Annotated in this window: 15 protein-coding genes; 9 read left to right on the plus strand and 6 right to left on the minus strand. The window is 74.6% G+C overall.

Features of this window, described 5'->3' with window-relative positions:
* Nucleotides 1-43 precede the first annotated feature (43 nt).
* Together BS83_RS13660 and BS83_RS13665 are read right to left on the minus strand one after the other, a co-directional pair.
* Nucleotides 44-1246: a metallophosphoesterase gene (locus BS83_RS13660; protein WP_051945351.1), complete on the minus strand. Its 1203-nt coding sequence runs from the start codon at nt 1244-1246 to the stop codon at nt 44-46.
* 198 nt (nt 1247-1444) lie between these two features.
* Nucleotides 1445-4198: a helix-turn-helix transcriptional regulator gene (locus BS83_RS13665; protein ID WP_037604163.1), complete on the minus strand. Its 2754-nt coding sequence runs from the start codon at nt 4196-4198 to the stop codon at nt 1445-1447.
* A 97-nt stretch (nt 4199-4295) separates the two neighbouring features.
* Here BS83_RS13665 and BS83_RS13670 point away from each other — a divergent pair, with 97 nt between their 5' ends.
* Nucleotides 4296-5132: a DNA-formamidopyrimidine glycosylase family protein gene (locus BS83_RS13670; protein WP_037604164.1), complete on the plus strand. Its 837-nt coding sequence runs from the start codon at nt 4296-4298 to the stop codon at nt 5130-5132.
* Between the two features lie 137 nt (nt 5133-5269).
* Here the strand turns inward: BS83_RS13670 and BS83_RS13675 are convergent, their stop codons facing one another.
* From BS83_RS13675 to BS83_RS13685, 3 genes are all read right to left on the minus strand, one after another.
* Complete coding sequence (locus BS83_RS13675) at nt 5270-5980, minus strand: hypothetical protein (RefSeq protein WP_084713449.1); 711 nt, start codon at nt 5978-5980, stop codon at nt 5270-5272.
* On the minus strand, nt 5977-7230 hold the full coding sequence (locus BS83_RS13680) for a 2-isopropylmalate synthase (protein WP_232248277.1): 1254 nt from the start codon (nt 7228-7230) through the stop codon (nt 5977-5979). Before BS83_RS13680 ends, BS83_RS13675 begins: the two co-directional genes overlap by 4 nt.
* 139 nt (nt 7231-7369) lie before the next feature.
* Nucleotides 7370-8668 (minus strand): cytochrome P450, encoded by a 1299-nt coding sequence (locus BS83_RS13685; RefSeq protein ID WP_084713451.1) that lies wholly within the window; start codon nt 8666-8668, stop codon nt 7370-7372.
* A gap of 299 nt (nt 8669-8967) precedes the next feature.
* On the opposite strand from BS83_RS13685, the gene BS83_RS13690 reads away from it, so the two are divergent.
* The 3 genes from BS83_RS13690 (at nt 8968) to BS83_RS13700 (ending at nt 12196) form a co-directional block, all read left to right on the plus strand.
* Nucleotides 8968-10764 (plus strand): hypothetical protein, encoded by a 1797-nt coding sequence (locus BS83_RS13690; RefSeq protein WP_037604166.1) that lies wholly within the window; start codon nt 8968-8970, stop codon nt 10762-10764.
* Between the two features lie 173 nt (nt 10765-10937).
* Nucleotides 10938-11690: an SDR family NAD(P)-dependent oxidoreductase gene (locus tag BS83_RS13695; RefSeq protein WP_037604167.1), complete on the plus strand. Its 753-nt coding sequence runs from the start codon at nt 10938-10940 to the stop codon at nt 11688-11690.
* 137 nt (nt 11691-11827) lie between these two features.
* The gene (locus BS83_RS13700; RefSeq protein WP_157597172.1) at nt 11828-12196 is read left to right on the plus strand and encodes a hypothetical protein; all 369 of its coding nucleotides are present in this window, start codon (nt 11828-11830) and stop codon (nt 12194-12196) included.
* A 202-nt stretch (nt 12197-12398) separates the two neighbouring features.
* On the opposite strand, the gene BS83_RS13705 is transcribed toward BS83_RS13700, so the two are convergent.
* Complete coding sequence (locus tag BS83_RS13705; protein ID WP_051943024.1) at nt 12399-14078, minus strand: IclR family transcriptional regulator domain-containing protein; 1680 nt, start codon at nt 14076-14078, stop codon at nt 12399-12401.
* A 132-nt stretch (nt 14079-14210) separates the two neighbouring features.
* On the opposite strand from BS83_RS13705, the gene BS83_RS13710 reads away from it, so the two are divergent.
* The 5 genes from BS83_RS13710 to pcaB all read left to right on the plus strand — a co-directional run bounded on the left by BS83_RS13710 (nt 14211) and on the right by pcaB (nt 18480).
* A complete protein-coding gene (locus BS83_RS13710) occupies nt 14211-14996 on the plus strand; it encodes a CoA transferase subunit A (protein WP_037604169.1) in 786 nt (261 codons plus the stop codon).
* Nucleotides 14993-15715: a CoA transferase subunit B gene (locus BS83_RS13715; RefSeq protein WP_084713453.1), complete on the plus strand. Its 723-nt coding sequence runs from the start codon at nt 14993-14995 to the stop codon at nt 15713-15715. The genes BS83_RS13710 and BS83_RS13715 overlap by 4 nt, the downstream gene beginning before the upstream one ends.
* Nucleotides 15712-16482: a protocatechuate 3,4-dioxygenase subunit beta gene (gene pcaH, locus BS83_RS13720; protein WP_037604170.1), complete on the plus strand. Its 771-nt coding sequence runs from the start codon at nt 15712-15714 to the stop codon at nt 16480-16482. Before BS83_RS13715 ends, pcaH begins: the two co-directional genes overlap by 4 nt.
* Entirely contained in the window at nt 16479-17039 is a 561-nt protein-coding gene (gene pcaG, locus BS83_RS13725; RefSeq protein WP_037604173.1) for a protocatechuate 3,4-dioxygenase subunit alpha, read from the plus strand. Before pcaH ends, pcaG begins: the two co-directional genes overlap by 4 nt.
* 91 nt (nt 17040-17130) lie before the next feature.
* A complete protein-coding gene (gene pcaB, locus BS83_RS13730; protein ID WP_037608879.1) occupies nt 17131-18480 on the plus strand; it encodes a 3-carboxy-cis,cis-muconate cycloisomerase in 1350 nt (449 codons plus the stop codon).
* Nucleotides 18481-18697 lie beyond the last annotated feature (217 nt).

Below are 18697 nucleotides of genomic sequence, written 5' to 3' on the forward strand. Positions count from 1 at the left end.
GAACGGACCCGGCCGCGCCGATTCGACTCGTCGATCCGGTCGCTCACTCCGCCCGGAGGGTCAGCAGGGTGATCTCGCTGGGGGCGAAGACGCGGAAGGGCGGGCCCCAGAAGCCGGTGCCGCGGCTGGTGTAGAGCTGGGTCCGGTCGCCGTGCCGGCTCAGGCCGCTGACGACGGGCTGGTCGACGCGGACGAGGTAACGGAAGGGCCAGATCTGACCACCGTGGGTGTGGCCGGAGATCTGGAGGTCGATGCCGGCGGCGGCCGCCCGGTCGACGTACTTGGGCTGGTGGGCGACGAGCAGCACCGGGTCGTCGGCGTCCGTTCCGGCGAGGGCGCCGGCCAGGTCGGCGCTGTGTCCGGCGAGGCCGGAATGCTCGGCGGTGACGTCGTCGACGCCCGCCACGACCAGCCGGTCCCCGCCCCGCTCCACCGTCAGATGGCGGTTGTGCAAAGGCTCCCAGCCCAGCTCGGTCATCCGGTCCAGCCAGCCCTGCGCCTCGCTGTAGTACTCGTGGTTACCGGTGACGTAGACCTTGGCCGACCGCGCGCGGATCGTCCCCAGCGGAGCCGACTGCTCACGGCGCTGCTCCGCGGTGCCGTCGGCGATGTCCCCCGCGTGCACCACGATGTCCGCGTCCAGCGCGTTGACCGCCTCGGTCACCCGCGCCGACCAGCGGGCCCGGTCGATCGGCCCGTAGTGCGTGTCCGCCAGCACCACGACCCTGGTGCCGTCCAGACCCGCGCCCAGACGCGGGATGCGGATCTCCTGGCGTCGCACCCGGGGAACGCGCATGGCCTCGTAGTGGCCCCAGCACAGCAGCGTCGTCGCGACCACGGCGACGGCGCCCGCGACGAGCCGGGATCCGGCGACACCGCCGTCGGCGCCCAGCGCGATCAGGACCAGGTGCACCAGGTCGCCCAGCACCGACCAGGTGAAGAGCACCCAGACGATCCCGAGCGTGCTGTCGGCGACGCGCGCCGCCCGGTCGGCCCGACGACGCCCGTGCCCCGCCGCCATCAGGAAGGGGAAGGAGACCAGGCCGCCGAGGAACAGCACGGTGCCGGCCAGGAACACCGGGAAAGGCCAGTGGACGCCGAAGACGAACAGGGTCGACCAGGGCAGCACGAACAGCAGGGTGAGCACGAGGAAGACCACTCCTCCGCCCAGCCGCCGACGCAACGAGCCCCGGCGTGGACCGGCCCCCGCATCGGTTCCGCCGCCCGCGGACTCCGCCTCCGGCAGAGCCGCGACCCCGACGGCCTCCGACTCGCCCACCCGAGCCGACCGCGCTCCCACGGCTGCGCTTTCCGCCACGGCGCCACCCCTCACGTCTTCTGCCTGGACAGTCCACCTCCATCATCCCGTACGCGGCCTCGGGCCCTTCGCCCGCCCGGCACCTGCGCCGGGGTGGGGCGGACACGGAGATACGGCCCAGGTCGCTCAGCGTGGGTCGGCCGCCGAGGCCTGGGCAGGGTCGCCGGTGAGCACCGTGCGGGTGAGGCTGGCGCGGTTGGCGATGCCGAGCTTCCGGTAGACCTGGCTCAGATGCGTCTCCACGGTCCTGACGCTGAGAAAGAGCCGCTCGGCGATCTGACTGTTGGTCATCCCGGTGCTGACGAGCTCGGCTATCTGCCCCTCGCGGGCCGTGAGCGCCGCGGCCGCCGAAGGGGCGGCGGGGACCGGTGCACTCATCCGGGCCATCCGGCCGCGCTGACGGGCCACGGCGTCGGCCAGGCGGGCGGAGGAGCACCGGTCGGCCAGATAGGCCGCGCGGTCCAGCCAGTCGGTCACGCCGGCGCCACGTCCCGTGTCCAGGGCAAGCGTGGCGGCCGCGAGGAGGGTGCGGCACAGTTCGATGCGCTCGCCGCTCTCGGCGAAGTCGGCCATCGCCGCCTCCGCGCTGCGCAGCGCGGCGTCGACCGCGCCCTGGGAGGCGTGGGCCCGCATCCGGGCCCGGAGCGCGAACCCGAGGCGGCCCGTGGACGGGAGCTCGCGCAGGCACTGCTCGGCGAGGCGCGCCCACTGCTCGACCGCGGCCGGGTCCCCTGTCGCCTGCGCCGCCTCGGCGAGGGTGTCGCACCAGCGGGGCTTGCGCCAGGCGGTGAGCCTGGGCAGCCCGCTGCCGCCGGCGGCGTCGAGCAGCAGCAGCCGGGCCCGCACCGGGTCCCCGCTGTGCAGCACCAGTTCGGCGTGGAAGCAGCGGACCGTGACGGCCCAGCCCGCCTGGGAGCCGGAGGCGATGGACAGCGCCTGGTCGGCGGCCGTCTGGACCGCCGTCGCGTCGGCCCCGTCGCCTCCGGCGCCGTGCCAGTGCAGGACCTCCGCCATCAGCATGGCGCTGATCCCCTGGGCCGAGACCTCGCCGCTCCCGCGGGCCTGCTCCTCCAGCGTCGCCAGCGCGCCGGGCAGGTCACCCGTCCGCAGCTGGCAGTTGGCCAGCACCGCGAGGACGCTTCGTCCGACCTGCTTCTGACCGGTCCTGCGGGACAGCTCGGCGGCTCGTGCGAGATGGCCCTGCGAGGCGTCGAAGCGTCCCAGCAACCCCTCGGTGATCCCCACTTGGAGCACCGCGTAGAGGTTGGTCAGCAGGGTGGTGTCGGGGGAGGCGTCGATCAGTTCGGCGGCGGCCGCGGCCTGGGCCTGGGCGGCGCCCTGGTCGCGGGTGAACAGGTGGGCGACGGCGGCCTGCCCGAGCGCCTGCGCCTCGCCGACCCGGTCGTGGTGGCGGCGCGCGATGGACGCGGCGGTCTCGGCGTGCTGCCGGGACAGCTCGTAGTCCTGGAGGTCGTAGGCGTGGTCGGCCAGTTCGATGTGGAGCGCCGCCGCGGTCGCCGAGTCCCGGTCGGCGAGCGCGGCAAGTCCCGCCCGCGCCACGGCTCCCGCCTCGCTGAGGCGACCCAGCTGCCGCTCGACCCGGCTGGAGTCCGCCAGCGCTTCTGCCGCCGCCTGCGGACCGGACATCGCGGACCGCAGCAAGTCCAGCAGCTCGCGGCCCTCGGCCGCGTCCCCGGACAGGAGTTGGGCGCGAGCCAGGAGCACCTGCGCCTCGTGCCGGTGCTGCCGGCCCTCCCCTTCCGCGAGCAGCGGCAGCGCCGCCGACAGGAACCGCACCGCCTCGGCGGGCGCGGAGTAGAGCACGTCGCGCGCCGCGGCCATCAGCGTGGTCGCGTGGTCCGGCCGCCCGGGGTCGGCCGCGCGGGCGATGTGGTCGGCGCGGACCGCGATGGGAGCCGCGCGGTCGGCCAGCGCGGAGGCGGCCCGCCGGTGCAGGGCGACCCGACGGCCCGGCTCCAGCTGCCGGTACAGGACCGCTCCGATCGCGCGGTGGCGCAGGTCGAGCAGGCCGGCCGGACCGGAGGGCCGCAGCAGGTCGAGACGGGCCAGCTCGTCCAGGGCCCGGCCGGTCGCCGCGCCGTCCCGGTCCGCGACGTCGGCCACCAGCTCGGGATCGAACGGCTCCCCGAGCACGGCCGCGGCCCGGAGCACGGCGACGGCGTCGGGGTCGACGCCGGCCAGCTCGCCGAGGACGGCCGTGCCCGCCCTGGCGCGGGCGTCCTCGTCGTCGCCGAGGGCCTGGAGGTGGAGCGGGTTGCCCGCCGCCGCCTCGACGACCTCCTCGGCATGCGGTTGCTCGCCCAGCACTTGCTTCGCCTGGGCCGGGGACAGGGGCGGCACGTTCCACGTCTCCAGCATCCCTGCGGACGCCGCGTGGGCGAGGATCTCCGCCAGGGCGGGGGACAACTGCCGCCGGCGGTAGCCCAGCAGACAGAGCACCGGCCCGGTGGCGGCTGCCTGCAGCAGCTCCTCGACGTGGTCGAGTTCCTCGTCCGCGACCCGGTGCAGGTCGTCCACGACCACCAGCGAGGGCGCCCCGTCGGCCGCACGCCGCGCGACGTCCCCCAGATCGGGCACGCGCCGGACACCGGCCGCGGCGGACGCGCCGCCGCCCCGGCCGCGCACCGCGTACACCGCCGTTCCGGCGGCCCGGCTCCGGGCCACGATCTCCGACACCAGCGCGCTCTTCCCGATCCCGGGCTCTCCGACCAGCGCGACGGCCCGCCCGCGGCCCGCCGTCGCCGCGGCCAACGCCGCCACCAGGGACCGGACTTCCACCGCACGCCCGATCAGCGCACGAGCGGCGCCGGGCGCGGAACGTGGCAGAAACCGGCTGATGTCGTACAGATCATCCCCCATGGGCGGAACATTACTGAGCTTTTCGATTCGGCGTTATTTCGGATCCTTTCGGGATCCCCGTGCGCACCACGGGTCACGCGGGGTGCATGCTGGGAGCATGCCCGAGGGTGACTCCGTCTTCCGTGCCGCCGCCGAACTGCACCAGGCTCTGGCGGGACAGCGGCTGACCAGCGCCGATCTGCGCGTGCCCGCCTACGCGACGGCGCAGCTGACGGGCCGGCAGGTGCTGGAGGTGCGACCGCGCGGCAAGCACCTGCTGGCCAGGCTGGAGGGCGGCCTGACGCTCCACACCCATCTGGGCATGGAGGGCCGCTGGCGCGTCTACGCAGCGGGAGAGCGGTGGACCGGCGGCGCAGGGCACCAGATCAGGGCCGTCCTGGGGACGGCGGAGCGGACCGCCGTCGGCTACCGGCTGCGGGTGGTGGAGCTGCTGCGGACGGCCGACGAGAGCCGGGCGGTGGGCCACCTCGGACCGGACCTGCTCGACGGGGCGTGGGACGACGCGCTCGCGGCCGAGGCGGTGCGCCGGCTGCTCGCCGCGCCCGCGCGCCCGGTCGGCGAGGCGCTGCTCGACCAGCGGAATCTGGCCGGGATCGGCAACGTCTACGCCAACGAGCTCAGCTTCATGGCCGGGGTCACCCCGTGGGCGCCGGTCGCCGAACTCGCCGCGCCGCACAAGGTGGTCGCGCTGGCGCATCGACTGCTGCTCGCCAACCGGATGCGCTCCGGTCATCCGACCACCGGCCAGCTCCGGCCGGACCTCGCGCACTGGGTCTACGGCCGCGCGGGCAGGCCCTGCCGCCGCTGCGGCGCCCGGATCCGGACCGCAAGCCAGGGGGTACCGCCGCAGCAGCGCGTGGCGTACTGGTGCCCACGCTGCCAGCGGGGCGTGGGGCCGGACGGCAGGCCATCCGGAACCCCGACCCTTCCTTGATTGGACACGGACAAGCACTCTGGTGCAAACTTGTTTCGCGTTCAACGGCTCCCCCGGCCGAAGCGACGTGGCCGTCCTGCGCGGAACGATCCGTCGTTCCCCGCAGGGCGGCCCTTTTCTTTGCCCCGGGTCCGCGATCAGCCGCGGCAGACCTCGCGCAGGTGAGCCAGATAGGCGCCCGGATCGGCGAACGCGTGGTCCTGGGCCCCGTGACGGTGCAGCTCCAGTCGGCCGTCGGGGTGCAGGCGCACGGTGGTCGTCGCCCGACGCTCCTCCGGCCGAGTCGGGGAGGGCTCGTCCGTGCCCACGAGCACGGTGACGCCGGGACCGAACATGCCGACGGCCGCCTCCGGCGTGGGCGCGGGCGGGTGGCCGGTGCGGTTCGCGCTGCTGACGTAGAGCAGCGGGAACGTGTCCAGCAACGGGACCAGCGGCCGCGGCCGGGCTCCGAAGAGGAGAGTCCAGCCGCCCCGGGTCGCCGGGGCCAGCCAGTCCGGCGCGCCGCCCGGCTGCCGGAGCGGGACGAGCAGCGTGACCAGGTGCTCGCCGAGCAGTCGCCGGGCCGCACCGAACTCCGCCGGGCCGAGGTCCAGGAGCCCGGCCAGGCGGTGGAGCGTGTCCGGGTGGTGAGCCCACAGGGCGACGGCCTGGTCGTCCGGCCGCCCCTTGGCGGTGTTGACCGCCGCAGGCCGAGTCGCGGTGACCACGCAGGTGAGCGGCGCCGGATTGGGGAGCACGACAGCCCTGCCCTCGTCGAGGGCCCGGCGCACGACGGCCGGATCCCCCGTGGCGCCCGGGATCGCGGCCGGCGCGTGCGACGTCGGCAGGGCGCGCGGGTCGGGGGTCACCCGGTGGCTCCGGCACACCGCGAACCGAGCCCGTCCAGGTAGGCGGCGAAGAGGTGCTCGTCGACGACGGCCCGTCCGGTCCGGAAGGCCTGGGACTTGACCCAGGCCATGGCGTCCTTCGCGGCCGCGCCGTCGATCCGGTGGCCGTGCCGGGCGGCGACCGCGGCCACCACCCGGGCACTGGCCAACTGCGTGAGCACGACGGTCGGTTCGATGCCCAACAGGCTCCTCGGATCGTAGGGCTGGAACAGGTCGGGGTCGACGAACGGGGTGCCGGTCGAGATCGTGCCGACGCCTGAGCCCACCACCGGCGTGGTGACCGACAGCGGCACGCCGGTCTGCTCGGAGACCATCGCGGCGATGCCGGGCAGGCGCGTCAGATCCGGTGCCCGCCACCAGAGTTCGCCTCCCTCGGGGCAGCCGGTCAGTCCGGCTGTGCGACCGGGGTCGTGCGCGAGCAGGAAGAGCAGTTGCTCGGTCGCGACCATGCCGGAGCGCTCCGCGAGGCCGAGCCAGGAGCTGGAGACCACCCGCACTCCTGCCTGGAGGGCCTGGAGCGTGTTGGCCAGCCCGAGGCCGAGGTCGTTGTGGAGGTGCGCGCCGAGAAGGACGCCCGGTCCGGCGGCCGCACCGACGCCCGCGAACATCTCCGCCGCCTCGGCGGGCAGTTGGCGGCCGACCGTGTCCGCGAGCAGCACCGTGCCGCCGCCGGCCGCCGTCATCTCCGCGGCGGCCTCGGCCATCCTGGCATGGTCGGCGCGGGAGGCGTCGGCCAGGCAGACGTCGACCGCGACGTCCTCGCTCAGGTCCCTGGCGGCCTTGACCAGGTCCACTCCCTTCGACAGCGCCGCGCGGGCGTCCTGGTGGACCATCGCCCGTGCCATCGCCTCGGAGGCCGGAACCACCACCATCACCCTGGCGTGCGCGACACCGCGCACCGAGGCGACCGCCTGCCGGACGTCGGCCAGGCTGCCGCGGCACACCGCGGCCGCACTCACCTGCCCCTCGGTCTCCACCGCCACCTGCCGCACGGCCTCGTACTCCTCCGGGCAGACGGCGGGGAAACCGGCCGCGAAGACCACGTGCCGCGGGCCGTCGGAGCCGAAGAGGGCCCCGTGCTCGCGGGCGAGCCGTACCCGGAACGGGCCCGGCATCAGGGTCTTGGCCTGCGCGCCGTCCCGCGCGGACTCCTCCCACACCACGAGCCGACCGACCGAGGCCGACTCGCGCACGAGGTCGCGCACTGACATCCCCCACTCCCGTGCGGTCCCCACGGGCGACCGTGACCGGCCACCGCCCCGGAGGCTCCCGCCTCTCGATCTCCATCCCGCTCCGCGAGCGAGGCTACCCACGCCGACCTGCCCGCGACGCCCCCCGAAGGAGTGACGCTCACCGGTGGCCCTCGGCCTCCAGGGACAGCGGCAGCGCCTTGATCCCGTTGATGAAGTTCGAGACCAGCCGCCGGGGCGGTCCGGCCGGGCTCAGCACGGGAAAGCGTCGCGTGGTCTCGCGGTACAGCGCCGTCAGCTGGATCTGGGCGAAGCGCGCGCCCAGGCAGCGGTGGGGGCCGGTGCCGAAGGACAGGTGGGGGTTGGGGTCCCGGGTCAGGTCGAGACGGTAGGGGTCGGCGAAGACGTCCTCGTCGTAGTTGGCGGAGGCGTGGAAGACGACGACCTTCTCGCCCGCCCGGATCCGCTGCCCGGCCAGTTCGGTGTCGCGGGACGCGGTCCGGCGGAAGCTCAGCACCGGCGGATGCCAGCGCAGCAGTTCCTCGACCGCCCGGTCCGGCGTCGCCGCGCCGTCGCGCAGGGCCGCGTACGCGTCGGGGTGCTGCGCGAGGGCCAGCAGGCCGCCGGGGGCGGCGCTGCGGACGGTGTCGTTGCCCGCGACCGTCAGCAGGAAGAAGAACATCTCCAACTCGGCCTCGCCGAGCGGCGTTCCGGACCCGCTCCGGGCCGCGTGCGCCTGCGCGAGGGTGGTCATGATGTCGTCGCCGGGGTGGCGCAGCTTGTGGCGGGCGAGCTCGCGCGCGTAGCCGAACATCTCGGCGAGCTGCGCGGGCGAGCGCGGGTTGACCGGTCGCCCTTCCGCGTCGAGCACGGGCACGACCGGAGCCTCGTCGGGGTCCTGGTAGCCGATGACCTGCCGGGTCCAGCGCAGCAGCAGCCCGCGGTCCTCGGGCGGGACGCCGAGCAGGTCGGCGAGGTTGAGCAGGGCGTAGTCGTCGGTGACGGCGGCGACCACGTCGACCGTCCCGTCGCCGTCGCGGGCGGTCGCGCAGGCGGCGTCCAGCAGGGAGCCGGCCCGCGCGCCCGCGGTGACGGCGAAGCGCTCCATCCGGCCGGGCGCGAACGCGGCGGAGACCAGCAGCCGCAGCCGGGAGTGTTCGGGCGGATCCTGATTGAGCATCATCCTGCGGATGAAGGGCAGGTCGGCCGGGTCGGGGTCGCGGATCTGGGTCGCACCGAGACCGGAGGAGAAGAGTGCGGCCTCCTTGAGCACGCGGCTGACGTCCCGGTGCCTGGTCACCGCCCAGAATCCGGAGCCGCCGGGCCAGCCGAGCACCGGCGGCTCCTCCTGCCAGGCGACGGGCCGCCTCGCGCGCAGGGTGCGGAAGGCCCGGTGCGGGATGCCGTCCGCGTAGCGGCGCGGGTCGAACACGTCGGGGGCGACACCTGCACCGGTCACGGGCGCCCGACCGGGGCCTGCGGCAGGAGGGGCGGAGGGGAGGCCACGTCGACTCCGATCGGTCACTGTTCGTCAAAGACTCGGTCCGGCTTGCCGATCCCACCCTGCCGCCTGCTCACCACGGCGACAAGGCAGCGCGCAGACGCCTCCATGACTTGAAAGCAAATTCCGACCAAGCAGGCAATCTGCCTCCATTGCATTGACGCGGTCTTCATGACGGTGCTTCACTCCCTCGGTGAGAGCGCTCTCTGCACTCCCACCTGTCACGTGCCACCTCACCCGCCACTCATGGGAGAGCCATGCCCGTCGCGCCCAACCGACGTACAGTCCTGCTCAGTTCCGCCGCCCTCGCCGCACTGCCGCTGGCCGGCGCGCTGTCCACCGCATCGGCCTTCGCCGATCCGCGCCCCCGGCCGGGCGTTCCCGATCTCGGCGCCAACGTTCTGCTCTTCGACCCCGCCATGGGGGACGCCGCCATCCAGGCGCAGGTGGACGCGGTCTTCCAGACCCAGCAGTCCAACCAGTTCGGCACCGAGCGCTATGCCCTGGCCTTCCTGCCGGGCACCTACAACGTCGACATCAACGTCGGCTTCTACACCCACGTCCTCGGTCTCGGCGCCTCGCCGGACGACGTGGTGATCAACGGTCATGTCACGGTGGACGCCCAGTGGTTGGGCGGCAACGGCACCCAGAACTTCTGGCGCTCGGCCGAGAACCTGTGCATCGTCCCACCGGACGGCCTCGAGCGCTGGGCGGTCGCGCAGGCGGGTCCCATGCGCCGCGCCCACATCAAGGGCGACATGACGCTGTGGCCAAGCCCGCCCGGCAACCGCTGGTCCAGCGGCGGGTTCCTGGCCGACAGCGTGGTGGACGGACAGGTGGACTCCGGGTCGCAGCAGCAGTGGCTCTCCCGCAACGACCGGTTCGGCAGCTGGACCGGCTCCAACTGGAACATGGTCTTCGTCGGCACGCCCGGCGCCCCCGCCCAGCACTTCCCCAACCCCGCCTGGACCGTGGTCGACCGGACCCCGACGGTGCGGGAGAAGCCCTTCCTGACCGTCGACCGCGACGGCGCGGCGAGCGTCTTCGTGCCCGCCCTGCGCGCGAACTCGGCGGGTCCGACCTGGACGTCGGGGCGCGCCGCCGGACACTCCCTGCCGCTGTCGCGGTTCCACATCGCCCGCCCGGGGGACAGCGCCGCGACCCTCAACCGCGCCCTGGACCGGGGACAGCACCTGCTGCTCACCCCCGGCGTCCATCCGCTCTCCGCCCCGCTCCGGGTGAACCGCCCCGGCACGGTCGTGCTCGGCCTCGGCCTGGCCACGCTGCAGGCCACGCACGGCAACGCGCTGATCGAGGTCGCCGACGTGGGCGGGGTCAGCGTGGCCGGCGTGCTGTTGGAGGCGGCCTCCGCCGGCTCCCCCGTGCTGCTGCGGGTGGGCCACGGGCGCAGCCGGGTACGGCACGCCGACGACCCGACCGTCCTCTTCGATGTCTACGCCCGCATCGGCGGCGCCGTCCCGGGCAGCGCCACGGTCAGCGTGCAGATCGACAGCAACGACGTCATCTGCGACAACCTCTGGCTCTGGCGCGCCGACCACGGCAACGACGGCTCGGTGGGCTGGTCGGTCAACGCCGCCGACACCGGCTTCCTGGTCAACGGCGACCATGTCACCGCCTACGGCCTGGCCGTCGAGCACTACCAGAAGTACGAGGTGCTGTGGCGCGGCGAGCACGGCCGCACCTACTTCTTCCAGAACGAGCACCCCTACGACGTGCCCACCCAGTCCGCCTGGGTGCACGGCGGCACCAACGGCTACGCCGCCTACAAGGTGGCCGACTCGGTCGCCGACCACCAGGCCTGGGGTCTGGGCAGCTACTGCTTCTTCGACCTCGGCGCCGGCATCTACACCGACCGCGCGTACGAGGTGCCGGACACCCCCGGCGTCGTCCTGACCGACCTGATGACGGTCTGCCTCAACGGGCCCGGTGGCGGCGGCATCCTGCACTGCGTCAACAACAGCGGGGACCCGGTGCAGAACGGCTTCGGCACGTTCTACCTGGAGGGCTACAGCAACGGCGTGGCCACCCCCTGACGGCGCGCGGCGGCGGACGGGCGCCGACCACCGGATGGTCGTGCGCCCCCTGCTCCCCTCCGTGCCCCTGAGAAGGCCCTCAATCCCAACCGCCTCCTAGGCACCGCGATCGGGTTCGTGTTCTGCTGAGTGATCCGCGGCAGGTCGCCGCGCAACAAGGCTGGGGGGCATGGATGTTGGGGCAACTCGAGGGACGCACGGCGCTGGTCACCGGGGGGACGCGGGGCATCGGCCGCGCGGTCGCGAGGCGACTGTCCGCGGCCGGGGCCACGGTGGTGCTGACCGGCAGGGACGCACAGGAGGCGAAGGCCGCGGCGGCCGAGCTCGCGGCCGAGTCGGGCGGCGCGGTGACCGGGCTCGCGCTCGACCAGGGCGACCAGGCCCAGGTCGCGGCGTTCATGACGGCGCTGGCCGGAGACCTCCCCGCGCTGGACATTCTGGTGGCCAACGCCGGGACGATGGGCCTGGGCGGCGTGCTCCAGGAGATCTCCGCCGCGGACGCGCGCACCGTGGTGGAGGTCAACCTGCTCGGCACATTCGCCGTGCTCCAGGGCGCCGCCCGGATCATGGCGCCGCGCGGCCGCGGCTCCGTCGTGCTGCTCACCTCGCTGGCTGCCTCCGTCGGCGTGCCGTTCATGGCGGCCTACGCCGCCACCAAGGGCGCGATCGCCGCGCTCACCCTCGGCGCCGCACAGGAGCTGGGCCCGCAGGGCATCCGGGTCAACGCGATCGCCCCCGGCGTGATCGAGACCGACATGATCGCCCCCTTCCCCCGCGAGAACCTGGAGGAGGTCGCCGCCCGCTCGGCCCTCCGCCGCCTCGGGACCCCCGAGGACATCGCCGCGGCGGCCCTCTTCCTGGCCGGCGACGACGCCTCGTTCGTCACCGGCCACGTGCTCGCCGTCGACGGCGGCCTCCAGCCCTGACCGGAACGAGCGGAGCGCCCGGGCACGCGGAATCGGGTGGTGGACGAAGTGTGGCCGGGTACGGCCGGACCCGCGGCTGTGGCGCCGGGACCCGCTACGCTCGGGGCGCTTCGACCGACCGATCAGGAGTACCGCCGATGAGAATGGCCCGGTTCCGTGGGCAGCCCGCCGCAGCTCGGCCGCGCCGCGGCCTGGGACTGCCGGCGCTGACGGCCCTGGTCGCCGTCGGCGCGGCCGGGTGCGGGCCGAACACCGACGTCTACGTCGACCTGCAGAACGTGATGAAGTCCCACATCACCGACAAGGACCACCGACCCGTCGCCTCCGTCTCCTGCACGCCCCACGTGCACGACACCGCCCGCGGCGACACCGCCCACCTGCGCTGCGTGGTGGTCTTCAAGGACGGCACGTCCTACACGGCCAACGCGAGCATCCACAACCAGAACGACGGCGGCAGGCACAACATGCCGGACCTCTACTCCTGGGACAGCCCGCCGCCCGAATAGGCGCTCCGGCGGAGGCCGTGGCCCCAGCACGGGGGCGGGCCGGAGGCGGGGGCGTACGGGCCGGGGCGCGTGGAACGCGTCGCCGAGGCCCAAGGCCTCCTCCTCACCGTCGGTCCGCCGCCTCCGCCTCGCTGTCGGGTCGCGCCGGGCTGGAGGCCGTGGCCTGGACCCGGTCGCGTCGGGCTGGTCCGCCGACGGCGGACTACACCGGCTCGACGCGGGCGTACCGGCCCGCCGTGTGCAGGTCGGTCTCGACGGCGGCGGCGGTGGCGCGCAGCGCGGGGAGCAGGGCGCGGCAGTCCGCGAGGCTGCGGCGGGCCGCGTGCATGGAGACGTTCACGGCGGCCACGGCCCTGCCGTCGCGGTCGCGTACCGGGACGGCGATCGCGCGCAGGCCGTCCTCCAGTTCCTCGTCGACCAGCGCGTGGCCCTCGTCCGCTGCCTGGTCGAGGAGCGCGGCCAGTGCGGCGGCCGAGGTGACGGTCCGGCGTGTCAGCGGCTGGGGGTCCGCGCTCGCCAGACGCGCGGCGCGCTGCTCGGGGGGCAGTCCGGCCAGCAGCACCCGTCCCATGGAGGTGGCGTAGGCGGGAAGCCGGGTGCCGACCCTCAGGTCGACGCTCATCACGCGGGTCGCGGCCACCCGGGCGATGTACTGGATGTCGTCGCCGGCCAGGACCGCCAGCGAGGCGGAGTCGTGCACCCGGGCGGCGAGCGCGGCCAGGTGCGGCTCCGCGATCTGGGCCAGCGAGAGCCGCGAGAGCGGGGCGAACCCCAGGGCGAGCATCTGCGGCGTGGGGGCGAAGCAGCGTTCGGCGGCGGCGACATAGCCGAGGTGCTGCAGGGTGAGCAACGCGCGGCGGGCTGTGGCGCGCGGCAGTCCGGTCGCCTCCGCGACGGCGGTGAGCGGGAGTTCGGCCCGCCCCTCGCCGAACGCGGTCAGCACGGTGAGGCCCCGGGCGAGCGACTCGACGAACTCGGCGCCCAGTTCCTGCTTGGACTGCCGGGACCACTCGGCGGGACGTTCCGCCGACGGCGTCAACGGCGGTGTCGGCCGCCCCAGTTCGGCCTCCATCAGCGCGACCGTCTCGCGCAGGCGGGGCAGGGCCGTCTCCGCCAGGGACGCGGCGCTGTGCCGACTGGTGTGGCTGACGACGCTCACCGCGCAGACCTGACGCCCCACCAGGTCTCTTACCGGTAGCGCGATGGCGACGAGGCCCGGCTCGATCAGTTGGTCGTCGGCGGCCCAGCCCCGCTGCGCCGCCTCGGCCGCCCGGTCGACGAGATCGGCGAGATCGGAGAGATCGGAGACCGGTGCGCCGCTGCGCGGCGGCACCGCCGGGAAGCCGCGGTCCTCCGGATCCACGGCGCGCCGTTCGCGCCAGGCGGCCCAGGCAGCCTCGGTCCATTCGGCCGCGAACAGCGGCCCGGGAGCGGTGCGTTCGATCGGCAGCCGGTCGCCGATCCGGAACGAGAGCGAGAGCGCGCGCCGCCGCGTGGCCTGGTGCACGAAGCGGATCCCGTCGCCGTCCGGCACGGCCAGGGAGACCGACTCGTCCAGCAGGTCGGCGAGCCGGGTGGCGTGCGGACCGAGCAGGTCGGGCAGCCGGACCGCGGACAGATAGGCGTTGCCGAGCTCCATCAGGCGCGGCGCGAGTGCGGCCGCGCTGCCCTCCACCCGCAGATAGCCCATCCGCTCCAGGGTGGAGGCGATCCGGTCGACGGTGGACCTGGCCAGGCCGGTCTCGCGGACGAGCTCGCTCAGGCCGAGTCGCCCGCCCGCGTCGGTGAGCAGGCGCAGCACCGCGAGTCCGCGCGTCAGCGGGCCGACCGCCTCGGCGGGCGCGGCGGCGTCGGCCGAGGGGGCGTGGGCGATGGCGGGCATGTGCTCTCCGGTGCTGATCGAGGGCTCCACCGTAGCGAACGGCCGTTGACAGGCGCGTCCGGCTGGCCCAGACTCTGGCTTCAGTCAATAATGAACTCTAGTTCACCAGACGAACAGAGGCCAGAGCTCACCATGGACAAGGTCATCCACTCCGCCGCCGAGGCGGTCGCCGACGTCGCCGCGGGGTCCTCCCTGGCCGTCGGCGGCTTCGGCCTCAGCGGCGTGCCCAACGTGCTGATCCGCGCGCTGCTCGACCAGGGCGCGGCCCGGCTGCAGGTGGTGTCGAACAACTGCGGCGTGGACGGCGGCGGACTCGGCCTCCTGCTCGCCGCCGGCCGGATCGAGCGGGTCGTCGGCTCCTACATCGGCGAGAACAAGGAGTTCGCCCGCCAGTACCTGGGCGGCGAGCTCGAGGTCGAGCTGGTGCCGCAGGGCACGCTCGCCGAACGGCTGCGGGCCGGCGGCTGCGGCATCCCGGGCTTCTTCACCCCGGCCGGGGTCGGCACCCTCGTCGCCGACGGCGGGATGCCGTGGCGCCACGACGCCGCGGGCGGCGTCGCGGTGAGCTCCCCCGCCAAGGAGATCCGCGTCTTCGACGGCCGCGAGTACGTCCTGGAGCGCGGCATCACGACCGACTTCGCGCTGGTCCGCGCGGCCCGCGGGGACCGGCACGGGAACCTGGTCTTCCGCCGCGCCGCCAGGAACTTCAACCCGCTGGCGGCCATGGCGGGCCGGATCACCGTCGCCGAGGTCGAGGAGCTGGTCGAACCCGGCGTCCTGACCCCGGACGAGATCCACCTGCCGGGGCTCTTCGTCCAGCGCGTCGTGCCGCTCACCCCCGAGCAGGCCGCCGACAAGCGGATCGAGCGACGCACGGTCTCCGCAGCGACCACGCCGAAGGAGGCGACCCCCGCATGAGCTGGACCAGGGACGAGATGGCGGCCCGCGCGGCGGCCGAGCTCCACGACGGCAGCTATGTCAACCTCGGCATCGGCCTGCCCACGCGGGTGCCGAACTTCCTGCCCGCCGGGGTGGACGTGGTGCTGCACTCCGAGAACGGCCTGCTGGGCGTCGGCCCCTACCCGACCGAGGACGAGGTCGACCCCGACCTGATCAACGCCGGCAAGGAGACGGTCACCGTGCTGCCGGGCGCGAGCTTCTTCGACTCCGCCCTCTCCTTCGGGATGATCCGCGGCGGCCACATCGACGTGGCGATCCTCGGAGCCATGCAGGTCTCCGCCTCGGGCGACCTGGCCAACTGGACCGTCCCCGGCCGGACGATCAAGGGCATGGGCGGCGCGATGGACCTGGTGCACGGGGCCCGGAAGGTCGTGGTGCTGATGGAGCACACGGCCAAGGACGGCAGCCCGAAGCTCGTGGAGCGCTGCACCCTGCCGCTGACCGGACGCGCCTGCGTCCAGCGCGTCATCACCGACCTGGGCGTCGTCGACGTCACCCCGGCCGGGCTGGCGCTGGTCGAGACCGCACCCGGTGTCGGCATCGAGGAGATCACCGCGCGCACCGCCGCGCCGCTCCTGCTGCACGCCGCCCTCCTCCCGTCCGGCGCGCCCGATCCTTCCGGGGCGCCTCAGGCATCCGGGACCACCGAGGCCGACACGACAGGAGCCCGCCTGTGACACCCCCGACGGCGAACACGCCCACCCAGTCCTCCATCAGCGAGGAGATCGTGGCCGAGGCCGCGGCCTACGCGGCCTCCGGGCTCACCCGGCACCACCCCTCGCGCGGCTACGCCCCCTACCGCAGCAGCCTGCTGCGCCACCCGCGGCTGCCGCCCGTCGCGGTGCGCGATCCGGACGCGGTGGAGCTCTCCGGACCGGCCTTCGGCGTCACCGACGTCACCGAGCTCGACGCCGACCTGACGCGGCAGCACCTCGGCGAACCGCTCGGCGAGCGGATCACCGTCAGCGGCCGGGTGCTCGACCGGGCCGGCCGCCCGGTGCGCGGCCAACTGGTCGAGATCTGGCAGGCCAACGCCTCCGGCCGCTACGCCCACCAGCGCGACCAGCACCCCGCCCCGCTGGACCCCCACTTCACCGGCGTCGGCCGCTGCCTGACCGACGCCGAGGGCGGCTACGCCTTCACCACCGTCAAGCCCGGCGCCTACCCGTGGCGCAACCACGACAACGCCTGGCGCCCCGCGCACATCCACTTCTCGCTCTTCGGCACCGCGTTCACCCAGCGCCTGGTCACCCAGATGTACTTCCCCGGCGACCCGCTCTTCGCGCTCGACCCCATCCTGCAGTCCGTCACCGACACGGCGGCACGCGAGCGCCTGGTGGCGACGTACGACCACGGCCTGTCCGTCCCCGAGCTCTCGCTCGGCTACCGCTGGGACATCGTGCTCGACGGTCCGTCCGCCACCTGGATCGAGGAAGGCCGATGACGCTCCCCACCCCCTCCCAGACGGTCGGCCCCTTCTACGGCTACGCGCTGCCCTTCCCCGGCGGCGGCGACATCGCACCGGCCGGTCACCCCGACGCCGTCACCGTGCACGGCCGGGTCTTCGACGGCGAGGGTCGGCCGATACCCGACGCGCTGCTGGAGTTCTGGCAGCCGGACCCAGCGGGCTCCCGCACCGGCCGGCCGGGCTCGCTGCGACGCGACCCGGTGACGGGCGGGTTCCTCGGCCGCCACGGCGTCGACTTCACCGGCTTCGGCCGGGTCGCCACCGACGCCGACGGCCACTACACGCTGCGGACCCTGCCCCCGGGCGGCGCGCCGTACCTGTCGGTGTGCGTCTTCGCCCGCGGACTGCTGCACCACCTGTTCACCCGCGCCTACCTGACGGACCATCCGCTGTACGGGGGCGATCCGCTGCTGGCCTCCCTGGACGGGGCGCGGCGCGCCTCGCTGGAAGCGGTCCGCGAGGACGGGCGGACGCACCGCTTCGACATCCACCTCCAGGGGGAGAAGGAGACGACCTTCCTTGTCTTCGACTGACTCCCCCGGCGAGGCCGCCGCCACCGGACCGGCGGGATCCGCGGGACCGGCTTCCGCGTCCTGGACCGAATCCGACGCCGACGACGTCGGCCTGCTCTCGCCCGGCTGGGCCGGGTCCGAGGTGGCCGCGCTCACCGGTGACGCCGCCTTCCTTGACGCGCTGCTGGACGCCGAGACCGCCCTGGTCCGCGCCCAGGCCGAGCTCGGGCTGGCCCCCGCCCCGGCCGTGGCGGCGATCACCGCCGCCACCGCGGCCTGCCGGGATCCGCGCGCGCTGGCACGGCGGGCCCGCGCGGGCGGCAACCCGGTCATCCCGCTGGTCGCCGACCTGTCCGCGGCGGCGGGGCCGGAGGCGGCGCCCTATGTGCACCGGGGCGCGACCAGCCAGGACATCCTCGACACCGCGATGATGCTGGTCGCCGCGCGGGCGATCGAGCCGATCCTCGCCGACCTCGACCGCACCGTGCGGGCGCTGACCGCGCTGGCCGCGGCGCATCGTGACACCCCCATGGCCGGGCGCACGCTGACCCAGCACGCCGTGCCCACCACCTTCGGCCTCAAGGCCGCGGGCTGGCGCAGCCTGGTGCTCGGGGCGCACACCCGCCTGTCCGCGGTCCGCAGTGCGCTGCCGGCCCAACTCGGCGGCGCGGCAGGCACGCTGGCCGCCTTCGGGGCCTTCGCCGAGGCGGAGGGACCCGCCGGTTCCGACCGGCACGCCGAGCTCGGGCCGCGCCTGCTGGCCGCCTTCGCCCGCCAGACGGGGCTCGCTGAGCCGGTCCTGCCCTGGCACACGCTCCGTGCGCCGATCGCCGACCTCGCCGCAGCCCTGGCCTTCACCGCCGGGGCGCTGGGCAAGCCCGCCGCCGACGTGCTCGTCCTGTCCCGGACCGAGATCGGCGAGCTCTCCGAGGGCAGCGGCGGAGGGTCCTCCGCCATGCCGCACAAGGCCAATCCGGTCCGGGCCACGCTCGTGGCGGCCGCGGCCCGGCAGGTTCCCGCGCTCGCCTCGGTGCTGCTCGGCGCGCTCGTGGCCGAGGACGAGCGGCCCGCGGGCGCCTGGCACGCCGAATGGCAGCCCCTGCGCGAGGCGCTGCGGCTGGTCGGCGGCGCGGCCAGGGACACCGCCGAGCTGACGGCCGGGCTGACGGTCCACACCGACCGGATGCGCGCAAACCTCGACCTGACCGGCGGACTGGTCGTCACCGAGCGTCTGGCCGCCGCGCTGTCCGCGCTGACCGTCCGCGGCACGGCCAAGCAGGCGCTGACCCGCGCCGCCCGCCGCGCGGCCGACGAAGGTCTCGACCTCGCGGACGCCCTGGCCACCGAGCCGGCCCTCGCCGGGCTGCTCCCCGCGGAACGCCTGCGCCGACTGGCCGACCCCACCCACTACCCCGGCTCCGCCGGCGCTCTCGTGGACCGAGCCCTGCGGGAGCAGCCATGAGACCGCTGACCCCTGCGGGCTCCGTGAGACCCGTGAGTGCGGTGAGCCCTGTGAGCCCGGCGAACCCGTCAGCTCGGCCAGACCCGCGACCCCGGTGAACCCGGTGAACCCGGTGAACCCGGTGAACCCGGTGAGACCAATGAGCCACGCCAACCCCGTATGCCCCGGCAGCCCTGTGAGACCTGCCAGCCCCGCGAGACCCGTGACCACCGGAGAT

The organism is Streptacidiphilus rugosus AM-16, from assembly GCF_000744655.1.
Lineage (GTDB): Bacteria > Actinomycetota > Actinomycetes > Streptomycetales > Streptomycetaceae > Streptacidiphilus > Streptacidiphilus rugosus.

Excerpts from the sequence above, each read along its gene's own strand:
- BS83_RS13665 (WP_037604163.1), bottom strand. The coding sequence starts at position 4,198 with ATGGGGGATGATCTGTACGACATCAGCCGGTTTCTGCCACGTTCCGCG.
- BS83_RS13670 (WP_037604164.1), top strand. The coding sequence starts at position 4,296 with ATGCCCGAGGGTGACTCCGTCTTCCGTGCCGCCGCCGAACTGCACCAG.
- BS83_RS13680 (WP_232248277.1), bottom strand. The coding sequence starts at position 7,230 with ATGTCAGTGCGCGACCTCGTGCGCGAGTCGGCCTCGGTCGGTCGGCTC.
- BS83_RS13690 (WP_037604166.1), top strand. The coding sequence starts at position 8,968 with ATGCCCGTCGCGCCCAACCGACGTACAGTCCTGCTCAGTTCCGCCGCC.
- BS83_RS13695 (WP_037604167.1), top strand. The coding sequence starts at position 10,938 with ATGTTGGGGCAACTCGAGGGACGCACGGCGCTGGTCACCGGGGGGACG.
- BS83_RS13700 (WP_157597172.1), top strand. The coding sequence starts at position 11,828 with ATGAGAATGGCCCGGTTCCGTGGGCAGCCCGCCGCAGCTCGGCCGCGC.
- BS83_RS13705 (WP_051943024.1), bottom strand. The coding sequence starts at position 14,078 with ATGCCCGCCATCGCCCACGCCCCCTCGGCCGACGCCGCCGCGCCCGCC.
- BS83_RS13710 (WP_037604169.1), top strand. The coding sequence starts at position 14,211 with ATGGACAAGGTCATCCACTCCGCCGCCGAGGCGGTCGCCGACGTCGCC.
- BS83_RS13715 (WP_084713453.1), top strand. The coding sequence starts at position 14,993 with ATGAGCTGGACCAGGGACGAGATGGCGGCCCGCGCGGCGGCCGAGCTC.
- pcaG (WP_037604173.1), top strand. The coding sequence starts at position 16,479 with ATGACGCTCCCCACCCCCTCCCAGACGGTCGGCCCCTTCTACGGCTAC.